10 protein-coding genes, 2 tRNA genes and 3 pseudogenes are annotated in these 12,223 nt (G+C 49.6%); 9 read left to right on the top strand and 6 right to left on the bottom strand.

Annotation, left to right across the window (positions count from 1 at the left end):
• From FDW87_RS17470 to FDW87_RS17460, 3 genes are all read right to left on the bottom strand, one after another.
• Nucleotides 1-428: very short patch repair endonuclease (locus tag FDW87_RS17470; RefSeq protein WP_137380044.1), on the bottom strand; the 428-nt coding region annotated here is incomplete at its 3' end.
• On the bottom strand, nt 409-1,839 hold the full coding sequence (locus FDW87_RS17465) for a DNA cytosine methyltransferase (RefSeq protein WP_137380021.1): 1,431 nt from the start codon (nt 1,837-1,839) through the stop codon (nt 409-411). The genes FDW87_RS17470 and FDW87_RS17465, both read right to left, overlap by 20 nt.
• Before the next feature lie 76 nt (nt 1,840-1,915).
• On the bottom strand, nt 1,916-2,608 hold the full coding sequence (locus tag FDW87_RS17460) for a phosphohydrolase (RefSeq protein WP_137380020.1): 693 nt from the start codon (nt 2,606-2,608) through the stop codon (nt 1,916-1,918).
• A 443-nt stretch (nt 2,609-3,051) separates the two neighbouring features.
• On the opposite strand from FDW87_RS17460, the gene FDW87_RS17455 reads away from it, so the two are divergent.
• Together FDW87_RS17455 and FDW87_RS17450 are read left to right on the top strand one after the other, a co-directional pair.
• Nucleotides 3,052-4,128, top strand: a complete 1,077-nt coding sequence (locus FDW87_RS17455; RefSeq protein ID WP_075848411.1) for a porin — start codon at nt 3,052-3,054, stop codon at nt 4,126-4,128.
• A gap of 158 nt (nt 4,129-4,286) precedes the next feature.
• A pseudogene (locus tag FDW87_RS17450) lies at nt 4,287-4,713 on the top strand (SOS response-associated peptidase family protein).
• A gap of 10 nt (nt 4,714-4,723) precedes the next feature.
• Here the strand turns inward: FDW87_RS17450 and FDW87_RS17445 are convergent.
• Nucleotides 4,724-4,888: pseudogene (locus FDW87_RS17445) on the bottom strand (DUF4113 domain-containing protein); the annotation flags it as partial.
• A gap of 285 nt (nt 4,889-5,173) precedes the next feature.
• On the opposite strand from FDW87_RS17445, the gene FDW87_RS17440 reads away from it, so the two are divergent.
• Together FDW87_RS17440 and FDW87_RS22925 are read left to right on the top strand one after the other, a co-directional pair.
• Nucleotides 5,174-5,755 carry a serine acetyltransferase gene (locus tag FDW87_RS17440; protein ID WP_075848409.1) on the top strand — a complete coding sequence of 194 codons (582 nt, stop codon included), beginning with the start codon at nt 5,174-5,176 and terminating at the stop codon, nt 5,753-5,755.
• Between the two features lie 71 nt (nt 5,756-5,826).
• Nucleotides 5,827-6,021 (top strand): annotated as a pseudogene (locus tag FDW87_RS22925) (hypothetical protein); the annotation flags it as partial.
• A 66-nt stretch (nt 6,022-6,087) separates the two neighbouring features.
• On the opposite strand, the gene FDW87_RS17430 reads toward FDW87_RS22925, so the two are convergent.
• A tRNA-Ser gene (locus FDW87_RS17430) sits at nt 6,088-6,177 on the bottom strand.
• A 93-nt stretch (nt 6,178-6,270) separates the two neighbouring features.
• Between FDW87_RS17430 and mtfA the strand changes: the two genes are divergently transcribed.
• From mtfA to FDW87_RS17405, 5 genes are all read left to right on the top strand, one after another.
• The gene (gene mtfA, locus FDW87_RS17425; protein WP_137380019.1) at nt 6,271-7,068 is read left to right on the top strand and encodes a DgsA anti-repressor MtfA; all 798 of its coding nucleotides are present in this window, start codon (nt 6,271-6,273) and stop codon (nt 7,066-7,068) included.
• Nucleotides 7,069-7,167: 99 nt separating this feature from the next.
• Nucleotides 7,168-7,243: transfer RNA gene (locus tag FDW87_RS17420), tRNA-Asn, on the top strand.
• 260 nt (nt 7,244-7,503) lie between these two features.
• Nucleotides 7,504-8,541 (top strand): extracellular solute-binding protein, encoded by a 1,038-nt coding sequence (locus FDW87_RS17415; protein WP_016156854.1) that lies wholly within the window; start codon nt 7,504-7,506, stop codon nt 8,539-8,541.
• Nucleotides 8,525-10,213 carry an iron ABC transporter permease gene (locus tag FDW87_RS17410; protein ID WP_080858866.1) on the top strand — a complete coding sequence of 563 codons (1,689 nt, stop codon included), beginning with the start codon at nt 8,525-8,527 and terminating at the stop codon, nt 10,211-10,213. The genes FDW87_RS17415 and FDW87_RS17410 overlap by 17 nt, the downstream gene beginning before the upstream one ends.
• Nucleotides 10,214-10,223: 10 nt before the next feature.
• Nucleotides 10,224-10,907, top strand: coding sequence for an ABC transporter ATP-binding protein (locus FDW87_RS17405; protein ID WP_047416052.1), 684 nt, complete (start codon nt 10,224-10,226; stop codon nt 10,905-10,907).
• Between the two features lie 23 nt (nt 10,908-10,930).
• Here the strand turns inward: FDW87_RS17405 and ldtA are convergent, their stop codons facing one another.
• Nucleotides 10,931-11,860: a L,D-transpeptidase gene (gene ldtA, locus FDW87_RS17400; RefSeq protein WP_016153509.1), complete on the bottom strand. Its 930-nt coding sequence runs from the start codon at nt 11,858-11,860 to the stop codon at nt 10,931-10,933.
• Nucleotides 11,861-12,223: the final 363 nt, after the last annotated feature.

Genomic DNA, 12,223 nt, shown 5'->3' with positions numbered 1-12,223 from the left:
GCGACACCGCCGCAGATCCACTCGATGACGCGTTCGGACAACGCGTCATCCCCCAGCTTTTCGCGCCCACGCAGGGCGCACTCCCAGACAATCAGTACGCGCCAGCCCAAAGCCTGCAATTTTTCACAATCCCGCGCGTCACGCTGGACATTTTTGCCTATTTTTTCCAGCCAGAACGCTGTTCGTGTGGCGGGGACTTTGAATAGATAGCAGTTGTGATGATGCCAGAAACAGCCGTGGGTAAAAATCACACAACGATAATCATCCACCACGAAATCGGGACGACCGGGTAACGTCGCATCCTGCACGCGAAACGTTACCCCCTGCTCTGTCAGTACGCTGGCAAGGCGTTTTTCAATTGCGGTATCGCGGGTTGCTATCGCCCGCATATTTTTACTGCGCGTCGCTTTATCGTGAACGTCTGCCATGCAGTTTCTCTTTCTCGCGAATAGCAACCGCCTGTTTGATTTTTGGCTCCAGCAGTCTGGCTACCGCCGCAAATGCCGGGACGACCACCGAATTACCAAACTGACGATAAGCCTGTGTGTCTGACACCGGGATCCTGAACTGATAGCCCTGAGGTGATTCAAATCCCATCAGGCGCGCGCACTCTCTGGGCGTCAGCCTGCGCGGACGGTATCGCTGATTGTGCGGATCATCAAAATCCTTTTCACCCAGCGCCATATCCCAACCGCGGTCGATCAAGATCTCCGCCCCATCTTTATAGTAACGCGCCGATAATGTGCGCGTTACGCAATCGGGATTGCCCGGATACACAATGCCATAGCCAAATCCATTGCCCCGCGCCTGATGCTTTTTCGCATAACGATACAGATATTTCCACAGCACCGGCGTGAGCACATATTTTGCATCGACGGTCGGCTCAAGTAGCTCCGCCAGCGTCGTACGCCGCTGAGGATAGCGGGAGACAATATCGCGCAACGTGAAGTCTGATTTCAGATTCAGATCGCGGCGAAAGCCGACGAGCACAATACGTTCGCGATGCTGGGGCAAAAAATGTTGACCATCGATAATTTTCGGATCGTCCGGCCCGTTATCGTGTGCATCAGCCACGTCATAACCCAGCTCATCCAGCGTTTGCATAATGATGCGGAACGTTTTCCCCTGATCGTGACTCTTCAGGTTTTTGACGTTTTCGAGCACAAATATTGCCGGCCGACGCGCATCGATGATGCGCACCACGTCAAAAAAAAGTGTGCCTTGCGTATCGCAGGCGAAGCCATGAGCCCGCCCTAACGCGTTTTTCTTTGATACACCGGCCAGAGAGAATGGCTGACAAGGAAATCCCGCCAGCAGCACGTCATGCTGCGGAACATGCTGGCGGATATGTTCCGCCGCCTGCAGGTCGCTCACCCCATCATGATGACTGAGGGTGATATCGCGAATATCTTCATTAAAATGGTGCTGGTGAGGATCGCAGTAGTGATTCGCTTTGTAGGTGCGCACCGCATGCTTGTTCCACTCACTGGTAAACACGCACTGCCCGCCAATCGCCTCAAAGCCGCGACGAATGCCGCCAATACCGGCAAAAAGATCGATAAAGCGAAAAGCATAATGTGGATGATGCGCAGGCGGCCTCGGCAGCAAGTCGTTCAGATGAGCCAACTCACCGTCGCTGAGGCGATGCCACGTTTCATTGGCAACCACTCGCTTGAAGATGGCCGGACTCCAGCGGTTCTCGCCAACACCATTCAGATGAGCAACCAGCGTTTTCACGTCATATATTTCAAGCAACTTAGCCAAAATCACCTGTGCGGCGGCCTCGTTATCATCTGTCATCGGGTTCATGGAACCTGCTACTGAAAAATTATCCTGCATACATTTAACCGGCCGAAATGGATAGCTGACAGGTTAACATAATTTAGCGCGGTTGACGTTGCGGCTGTACTGGCGACTAACGCAGCTTAAAGGGTTGAATCGCGTCAAGATCCAGCATTTCATATTCTCCTTTTAACTCCGCACTCAGCTTCGCCATGTACGTCAGTAAGAAGTCAGCATTATGTTGCGCCAAATGCCGACCGTGTTCAGTTTGCATCGTCATCGGCAGCGTCAACAATTTGGTCTGGAAGTGATCGAGTGCGTACTGTTTATCATCAAGGTTACGCTGTCGGGCAAACGGATCTTCCGCATCAAACAGCGCCACGCCTAACGCGCCGGACACGGCAAATACCCGTGCTAAACCAATTGCGCCCAACGCCTCAAGCCGGTCAGCATCCTGCACGATTTTGGCTTCAAGGGTTTCTGGTACGATTTTGGCGCTGAAACTGTGCGCCTCAATAGCATGGCACACGGCAGGTAATCGTTGTTGTGGGAAATCAGGGAAATCACGCTTCAAAACGCGACGCGTTTCCTGGGCTGCCAGTACCGACGAACGATGACGATCGGGATGATTCTTCGACAAACTGACGAGATCGTGGAAGTAGCACGCCGTCAGCACCACCAGCCAGTCTACGGTCACATCCATGCTCAACTTTTGTGACGTCATCCAGACGCGACGAAAATGAAAGATGTCATGGGCAGCGTCGTGCCCGGAATGATTGTCACGTAACCAGGCTTCAAATTTCGACTGCCAGTACTGTAGTTCCATACTCTCGCTCTTCGCAGAAAGAAAACCACCTTAGCAACAATTCTCATGTCAGACTACCGTCGACGCTTTTTTATCATCAATACATATTATTCACTTAATAATTATCATCCTCACGGATATATAAATCCATTATTCAAAACAAGCAGTTCAATTATAATACCGCATGCAAAATAAATAACAAATATCAATAGTATACATTTAACAAGATAGAATAAAAGAAATCATAACTATATGATAAAAAATACATTTATATGGACAATATTAATTCAAACGCCATGCAATTTTAATTATATAAAAGCAACAATGAAATATTTTGAAATATCTTAAATACATTTGTTACATGTTATATTTAAAATTAAATGAACTTCATAGATAGTATTCAAATGTAGTCTTTCAGATAGCGCTACATATTCATTTTAATTATTATATAAAGGGAATACATAATGAAAAGAAAAGTACTGGCACTGCTTCTCCCTGCCTTATTCGCTGCAAGCGCAGCAAATGCGGCTGAAATTTATAATAAGAACGGCAATAAAATTGATTTTTACGGCAAGATGGTAGGCGAACGCATCTGGTCGAATACGGATAGCAGTAACAGTGAAAATGCTGACACCTCTTACGCCCGTTTTGGGGTGAAAGGTGAAACCCAGATCAGCAACGAGTTGACAGGTTTTGGTCAGTTTGAACACAACCTCGACGCCAGCAATGCAGAAGGAGTTCAGGAGCAAAAAACCCGTCTGGCCTTCGCGGGCCTGAAATATGCGGATTACGGCTCATTTGATTACGGTCGTAACTATGGCGTAGCCTACGATGCGGCAGCCTACACCGATATGCTGGTTGAATGGGGTGGCGATTCATGGGCTGCGACGGATAATTTCATGACCGGTCGTACCAACGGCGTGGCGACCTACCGCAACACAGACTTCTTCGGCATGGTTGAGGGTCTTGATTTCGCGCTACAGTACCAGGGCAAGAATCACGATGACGATTACGCTAAAGCAAATGGCGACGGCTACAGCATGTCGGTGGACTACAACGTAGATGGCTTTGGTTTCGTCGCGGTATATGGTAAATCCGACCGTACGGATAAACAATCCATCGATGGCTATGGCAGCAACGCTGAAGTCTGGTCTCTGGCAGCAAAATATGACGCCAACAGCGTTTATGCGGCAGCGATGTATGGCGAAACGCGTAATATGACCCGAACCGGAACCGATCGCGGTTTTGCAAACAAAACGCAAAACGTTGAAGCAGTCGTTCAATATCAGTTCGACTTTGGTCTGCGTCCATCCCTGGGTTACGTTTACTCGCAGGGTAAAGACCTGGGAGCCAGAAATGGACACGACGGTGTTAACGCTGACCGCGTGAATTACGTCGAGCTCGGCACCTGGTACTACTTCAATAAAAATATGAACGTCTACACAGCGTATAAATTTAACCTGCTGGATAAAGAAGACGGCGCAATTACTGGCAACGCAATTGACGATCAGTTTGCCATGGGTATTGTGTACCAGTTCTAATTTCCACAAACTCAAAAGCCCGCGCTGCGGGCTTTTTTTTGTTCAACGAAGCGTATTTTTTACCACACGGGCATTACAACGATAAACTTGTGAGGATACTCAAAGAAAAAGACATCCATGAGAACTGTCGTTGAAAGCAAGGCGTGCAAGTGCTTGAAATGACGCGTGAAGACTATCTCGCCCTGCTCTCTGAATACGCTGAACGCGACATTCCATACGATCCAGACCCATCGGACGTTTCAACGTGGCACCTGCCATCAAAGTTCTGCTGCTGAGTGAACGTGATGAACAACTGCACCTTGACCCTGTACTTTGGGGATACGCCCGAGGTGGTGGGATAAACCGCTGCTAATTAACGCACGGTCTGAAACAATGGCCGACAAAGGACTGGTAGATATTTACGACAGACAACCGTTGGTAGTGCTACCAGTGCTACCGGAAGCCGCGCACGAATGGATGAAGCAGGATCTTGGAGGGAAAGAAGCAGCTGAAATTGCAACTGACTGTGTCGTGCCGGCTGATAAATTTATATGGCATGCCGTAACACGTGCCGTCGGAAATGTGAAAAATCAGGGAGCAGATTAAATTAAGCCTGTTACTTAACCCGGAGCAGGTCTTCATCGCGGGTGGTATATCGGGGTGACTGCATCTCTCTTTTAATTGCCCACTGTTGCTGGGTACCCTGACCGGCGAAATAAAGCGCTCCCCTTACTTCCTTTGCATTCATATGATCCAAAATCTCCATCAGCTTCTCGCTCCCCCTTGACATGAAAGAAAAAGCCTGCCTTTGACTTGTCGGTATTTTTACTGTCAGGCATGTTGCAAAACTTCCCCTTATCAAATACATTATTTGCAACAATAGTACAACAAACATAACAAAGTGGTAGGTATAACACAATCTGAATTTCGTCATGAAAGAGAAGGTCCACAAGAAAAACTAAACTCCTTTATTAAGGCATAGACACAGATCAAAATATCGTAGCTAAGCGTAAGTTAAAGTTACAAAAATAATTCAACAAAACAAAACGTTACTTAAAGGAAATTTATGATTAAATACATTATCGCCTTAAAATTCGTAATATTCGGGCGTTCACAAGAACTATTCTATTATTGGAAGAGTGAGATTATAAGGAGACCGTATTTTTCAATCATAAGATTACTACGCGAGAAGAAATTAAGACACAGAAATTTCCTTTTTTGGTGGCGCCTAGCCAATGAAATGTACAAAAATGGTGGGAAATACCAAAAAAGAGCAGCAATAAAGCTGAATAACAAGATAATTGAGAGATTTGGCTGTGAAATAGGATTGGGTGCAAATATAGGCAAAGGCTTATTGATCCCGCACCATTCAGGCATCGTTATTCACGGCTCTGTTGACATTGGGGATAATTTAATTATCAGACAAAACTGCGTAATAGGACAAATAGACAAGGATTGCAAATCTTTAAGGTTAACAATCGGTAATAATGTTGACATAGGTGCAAATACATGCATCATTGGGCTTTCTGTCAAAATTGGTGACAATGTCAAAATTGGTGCAATGTCATTTATTAAATCTAATATTCCATCTAACTGCACCTACGTCACAGAAAAAAAATCACGAATTATAGTTTCCCCCTCCTCATAGAGGGGGTATTAATATTTGTTTAAACAAACGTTCAGATGTAAGCAGGAAAAAAACCAGATAGAAAACTGCCGTGTACTTTTCATGATCTCAAAGCCAAGGGAATATCTGATTACGAAGGCTCGAGTAAGGACAAGCAACTATTCTCAGGTCACAAAACTGAAAGCCAGGTTGTGGTTTATGACAGAAAAGTGAAAATTTCTCCCACACTGGATCTTCCAGTCTTGGGCAAATCAGAAGATGATGATGGCGAGTTTTATACCAAGTGAATATACCAACACTATACCAAGTGTGACATGAGTCGTTGAAAGGGAATGAGCTAAGTGTTTGAATAGTGGCGGAGAGAGGGGGATTTGAACCCCCGGTAGAGTTACCCCTACTCCGGTTTTCGAGACCGGTCCATTCAGCCGCTCTGGCATCTCTCCGTTTTGGCGGTTGCCATGATGCCAGGTAATTTGGCATTTTAACAGACCCAGTTCCGTCAATTTCGTTCAAGTGACGAGTTTGCGAGCAAAACGATGATTAAGTGGCCCTGGAAAGAACAAGAAGCAACCCGGAGTGACGATTGGCCGTGGGACGACGCCCTGGCTATTCCCCTTTTGGTGAATCTCACCGAGCAAGAACAAGCCAGACTTATTGCCCTGGCCGAGCGCTTTTTACAACAAAAAAGATTAGTCGCTCTTCAGGGGTTTGAGCTGGACCCGCTAAAAAGTGCGCGCATTGCTCTGCTATTCTGTTTACCTGTTCTGGAAATGGGGATTGAGTGGCTCGACGGGTTTCATGAAGTTCTCATCTACCCTGCCCCATTTGTCGTAGACGATGAATGGGAAGACGATATTGGACTGGTGCATAATCAACGCGTGGTACAGTCCGGGCAGAGTTGGCAGCAAGGCCCGATAATCCTCAACTGGCTTGATATTCAGGATTCCTTTGATGCCTCCGGCTTTAATCTGATCATCCATGAAGTGGCGCACAAGCTTGATATGCGTAATGGCGATCGTGCCAGCGGTATTCCGGCGATTCCCCTGCGCGAAATCGCCGGTTGGGAACACGACCTGCATGCTGCAATGAACAATATTCAGGATGAGATCGATCTGGTTGGTGAAACTGCGTGCAGTATAGATGCCTACGCAGCGACCGATCCTGCTGAATGCTTTGCCGTGCTATCCGAGTATTTTTTCAGTGCTCCTGAATTATTTGCTCCGCGTTTTCCTGCCTTATGGCAGCGTTTCATCCAGTTTTATCGCCAGAACCCCATGGAGCGGTTACGTGATACCCGGGGAGACGACGATTATCGCTCACCAAACACGCATTAACACTGAATTTGAAGATTAATTAACCAATTGAAATGACGCGCTAATTTTACTGTTGACACCTCATGATGAGGTCAGTAATATGCGCCTCGTTCACACGATTCCTCTGTAGTTCAGTCGGTAGAACGGCGGACTGTTAATCCGTATGTCACTGGTTCGAGTCCAGTCAGAGGAGCCAAATTTAAGAAGCCTGCTTAGGAAACTAAGCAGGCTATTTGCTTTTCACGTCTGTGTAAAAGCTGCCTCTATAAGCGCTCAGTCTGCCATAACTCCCCATTCCATGCCGCATCACATCGTTGATTAAAGTTGTGTAAATGTAAATCGTTTAAACTTTGCAATTATTGTAAGTGCTAGTGATTATCATTTATTGTACGCGAGCCAAAAGAACGAGCCCCGACTCGGTTCACTGTATGTTCCAATTACTCTGGGATAAAAACGATGAATGCTCTGACTCGCACCGGATTGCGCCGTATCACGCTTGCCTCTGCCCTCCTCTTCTCTGTCAGCCTGCCGGCTTTCGCTCAGGAAACGTTAACGCTTTACACCACCCGTGAACCGGGCCTGATCCAGCCTTTACTTGATAGCTGGACTAAAACCAGCGGTATCAAAGTAAGTACGGTCTATATCAAAGACGGTATGCTTGAGCGTGTTAAGGCGGAAGGCAAAAACTCCCCTGCCGACCTGCTGATGACCGTCGATGCCGGAAATCTCATCGATTTAGTTGAAGCCGGCGTCACTCAGCCGGTAGAGTCAGAAGCGCTGAAAGCCGCCATTCCGGCGAATCTGCGCGGTGCGGATAATCAGTGGTTTGCGCTTTCAATGCGCGCCCGCGTACTGTATGCCGAGAAGTCGCTGCCAATCGATAACTGGCATTACGAACAGCTCGCCAGTCCTGAATACAAAGGTAAAGTTTGTATTCGTTCCGGTCAGCACCCCTACAACACGGCGCTGATCGCCGCGATGATTGCCCATCATGGTGAAGCTAAAACCGAAGAATGGCTACGCGGTGTCAAGGCTAACCTGGCGCGTAAAGCCACCGGCGGCGATCGCGATGTTGCCCGCGATATCCTCGGTGGAATTTGTGATATTGGTCTGGCCAACTCCTATTATGTCGGCCATATGAAAAACGCCAAAGAAGGCAGCGATGCTCGTCAGTGGGGCGATGCCATTAAAGTCGTTAAACCAACCTTTGAAAATGGCGGTACGCACGTCAACATCAGCGGCGCTGCCGTTGCCCGCTATGCGCCAAATAAAGCCGATGCCGTTAAGCTGATGGAATATCTGGTTTCCGCGCCTGCCCAGCAGCAGTATGCGAAAGCGAACTTCGAATATCCGGTACTGAAAGGCGTAACGCTTGACCCGGTCATTAGCGCCACAATCGGTGAAATCGAGGTCGATAAAACACCGCTCACAGAGATCGTGAAGTATCGTAAACAAGCTAGCCTGCTGGTAGATAAAGTTGGATTCGATCAATAAATCGCTGCAGTTTCCGACGTTACGCGGCCTGGTTTCCGGGCCGCAGTCATTATTAACGCCGTTGCATCTTGGCGCGTTGTGCGTCGCGCTTGGCGTCCTGACCCCCATCGTTGCACTGATCTGGCAGGCCACGCAGGCTGATTTATCCCACTGGGATAATCTTATGACATATGTACTGCCTTCAGCGCTAAAAAACACCGTGCTGTTGCTAGCGGGTGTCGCGATAATGGTTGGCGTCATTGGCGTAGGCAGCGCATGGGCGGTAACGGCATGGGATTTCCCTGGGCGAAAAATTCTCAGTTGGGCGCTGCTGTTGCCGCTGGCAATGCCGACCTACATCGTTGCCTTCGCATGGCTCGATCTGCTGCATCCGATTGGCCCCCTGCAAACCTTTATCCGTTTCTTACTGGGCTTTGACAGCCCGCGACAGTTCCGCCTGCCCGATTTACGTTCCCTTTCCGGCGCAATAATCTTGCTCGGATTAGTACTTTATCCTTACGTGTACCTGACAACCCGCGCCATGTTTATCAGCCAGCCGGCCCATCTGTTGGAAGCTGCACGTACGCTGGGTTGCAGCGCAACCGGGACTTTTTTTCGTGTTGCTCTCCCCATGGCTCGCCCGGCACTGGCCGTCGGGATCAGTCTGGCGCTGCTGGAGACGCTTAACGATATTGGCGCGTCGGAATTTCTCGGGGTACAAACGTTAACCGTTACCGTATACACCACATGGATCTCTCGCTCTGATTTATCTGCCGCAGCGCAAATCGCCTGCATGATGCTGATGTTTATATTCTTTATTCTGACGCTGGAATTTTATGGCCGCAGAAAACAGGGATTCAGCAGCCGTAGCCTGCGGGAAATTCAACCCACCCGCGTGCAAGGCTGGCGTGGCTGGCTACTCGGTGTCGTTATTTCGCTGCCGGTTGTGCTGGGCTTTCTGGCCCCGGTGCTGTTTTTAATCTGGGAAAGCGCCAAACGTATAGGTGACGAGAGCCCTATATCCTCCTCGTTACTGTCTGCATTACAAAATACGTTATCACTGGCCGCGGGAACCACGTTGGTGGTGGTTTGCGTCAGTATGTTGGTAGCCTGGAGCGCGCGGCATAGCGCCGCAGACAACGCGATGCCAGGATTTCGCCGTGGTGTAATGCGTCTGGCTTCTTTAGGCTACGCGGTTCCCGGTACAATTCTGGCAATTGGTTTTTTAACCCCCGCCATGGCAGTCGACCGCTGGCTGGCAGATTTACTGGATGTTCGCGGCCTGCCGCTGATGTCCGCCGGGATCCTGCTGGTAATTTGTTGTGCCATGCGTTTCCAGGCGATTGCTATCGGCGCACTGGATTCCGGCTTGGGCCGCATTCCGCCTTCGCTGGAGCAGGCTTCTCGTCTGTTGGGTGAGAATGGTGCGGGCACATTTGCACGGGTTCATTTCCCATTGCTGCGCCCGGCGTTAGTGAGTAGCGCCCTGCTGGTTTTTGCCGATGCCATGAAAGAACTGCCAACAACGTTGCTGTTGCGCCCGGTAAACTTCGAAACGCTGGCAACGTTGCTGTATGCAGAAGCCGCCCGTGGAACCTATGAAGAAGGTGCTATCGCCGCGCTAATGATTGTTTTAGCTGGCACGCTACCGGTTATTTTGTTGGTGCGTCACCAGATGACTCGCCGTGGTTAAGAGAGTAACAATGTCAGAAATTGCATTACGACTCCAGGATGTGCATGTTGCCTACGGCAACAGCCAGCAATCGGTGCTGAGCGGGTTTTCAATGTCGGTACGTAAAGGAGAGATCGCTTGTTTACTGGGCGCTTCAGGTTGCGGAAAAACCACAGTGTTACGCGCAGTTGCCGGATTTGAACGGCTGCGAAGCGGAGAGATCTATGTGTCGCAGCGCCGCGTTGCCGGTTCCGGTGTTCATCTGCCGCCGGAAAAACGGCATGTCGGCATGGTCTTTCAGGAATATGCGTTATTCCCTCACCTGACCGCGCAACAAAACGTGGCCTTTGGGTTACGACGTATGCCGCGTGAGCAGCAGCAGTTCCGGGTGGCGGAACTGTTAAAAATGGTGGAGTTGCACAGTCATGCCAGCCGTTATCCGCATGAACTGTCCGGCGGTCAACAGCAGCGTATCGCTCTTGCGCGCGCGCTGGCGCCGCATCCGGAAATCCTGCTGCTCGATGAGCCTTTCTCCAGCCTTGATAAGCGCACGCGTGAGCGTCTTGGCAACGAGGTGCGGGATATTTTGCGTGCCGCCGGGCAAACGGCACTGCTGGTTACACACAGCGAACACGAGGCGCAGCTAATGGCAGACCATATTGGCGTGGTAAAAATGGGACAATATCAAATTAAAAAAGCGACCCACCCAGACTAAAGGTCACAGGGTCGCCTTGAAAATTAGTAATGGGTCTGAATCAGACTGATATTCACCGGCATGCCGGAGCGTCTTTCCAGTGCCTGATTTCCGCGACTCATATCCACGTCATTCCCGCTGATGAAGGTGCGCAGCGCGGGGGTGACTGGCAAGGGAACTTTTCTGTCAGACTCGTATTCCGACCGGTTTCGTGACAGTGGTTCATGCACTTCCACCCAGCGACTACCGTCCGGCTCTACGCTGTATTTCACCGGTCGGTCTATCAGTTGCACACGCGTCCCTACCGGTACGGTATCAAACAGATATTTAATGTCGTCATTACGTAAACGGATACACCCCTGACTTACCCGCAGACCAATACCGAAATTCGCATTTGTGCCATGAATGGCATAAAGCCTGCCGATATAAATCGCATACAGTCCCATCGGGTTATCTGGCCCGGCAGGAACAAACGCCGGCAGGCTTTCCCCACGCGCTGCGTATTCGCGCCGGGTATTCGGCGTAGGCGTCCAGCTTGGTGCTTCCTGCTTACGTTCTACCGCCGTGACCCAGTTACGCGGCGTTTCTCTGCCCGCCTGGCCAATGCCAATGGGTAAAACCTCAACCGTATTGCTGCCAGCGGGATAATAGTAAAGGCGCATTTCTGCGACGTTGATTACGATCCCCTCGCGTACAGTATCCGGTAATATCAGTTGCTGTGGCACAACCAGCGTAGAGCCAGACTTAGGCAGAAAAACATCCACGCCGGGATTGGCCTCCAGCATATTGCTCAACCCCTGTCCGTACTGCGCGGCAAAAGCTTCCAACGGCTGAGTGTTTCCTGAAGGTACCGTAATGGTCAAAGGGCTCCCTACCAGGCGACTGCCTTCAGGCGGGAGCGGATAACTCACCGCCTGCGCGCTCTGACTCACGAGCAGCATAATGAGTGAACAAAGCAGTTTTACACGACGCATCTTTTTCCTTTCCTTCGCCGCAGCAGATATCCGTTAATTATAGCTTTTATTATCAGTTTTAGTGGGTTACGCCTAAAATCCGCATAAAAAAGCCGCCTGAGGCTAATGCAGTTCAGTTAACGCCTATGTATCAGAAAGCATCACCTGTGTTGGCAGAAGTTATGAATATGCTATCTCACGGTAAGGGTTCCGTTCACCTCATGTGCATCGTTTATCTGAAACACCGATTCCTGTGAACGTGTAAAGGGCGTTCTCCGCCACGCCCTTTACAATCCCGGCTCCCGGCGGGAAAATTGCCGCTCCGCGGTCCCCTCCGTTTATTCCTCCAGGCTACCGGGCCGGGCGCGAGGTAGCATCCCTGCA

Origin of the sequence: Citrobacter sp. wls826, from assembly GCF_005281245.1 — a bacterium.
GTDB lineage: Bacteria > Pseudomonadota > Gammaproteobacteria > Enterobacterales > Enterobacteriaceae > Citrobacter > Citrobacter braakii.
Note: the sequence above shows the minus strand (reverse complement) of the source record. Positions and strands in the feature narration are given on the sequence as shown.

What these genes read in the sequence shown, in the direction of transcription:
- FDW87_RS17465 (WP_137380021.1), bottom strand. Translation starts at nt 1,839, where the DNA reads ATGCAGGATAATTTTTCAGTAGCAGGTTCCATGAACCCGATGACAGAT.
- FDW87_RS17460 (WP_137380020.1), bottom strand. Translation starts at nt 2,608, where the DNA reads ATGGAACTACAGTACTGGCAGTCGAAATTTGAAGCCTGGTTACGTGAC.
- FDW87_RS17455 (WP_075848411.1), top strand. Translation starts at nt 3,052, where the DNA reads ATGAAAAGAAAAGTACTGGCACTGCTTCTCCCTGCCTTATTCGCTGCA.
- FDW87_RS17440 (WP_075848409.1), top strand. Translation starts at nt 5,174, where the DNA reads ATGATTAAATACATTATCGCCTTAAAATTCGTAATATTCGGGCGTTCA.
- mtfA (WP_137380019.1), top strand. Translation starts at nt 6,271, where the DNA reads ATGATTAAGTGGCCCTGGAAAGAACAAGAAGCAACCCGGAGTGACGAT.
- FDW87_RS17415 (WP_016156854.1), top strand. Translation starts at nt 7,504, where the DNA reads ATGAATGCTCTGACTCGCACCGGATTGCGCCGTATCACGCTTGCCTCT.
- FDW87_RS17405 (WP_047416052.1), top strand. Translation starts at nt 10,224, where the DNA reads ATGTCAGAAATTGCATTACGACTCCAGGATGTGCATGTTGCCTACGGC.
- ldtA (WP_016153509.1), bottom strand. Translation starts at nt 11,860, where the DNA reads ATGCGTCGTGTAAAACTGCTTTGTTCACTCATTATGCTGCTCGTGAGT.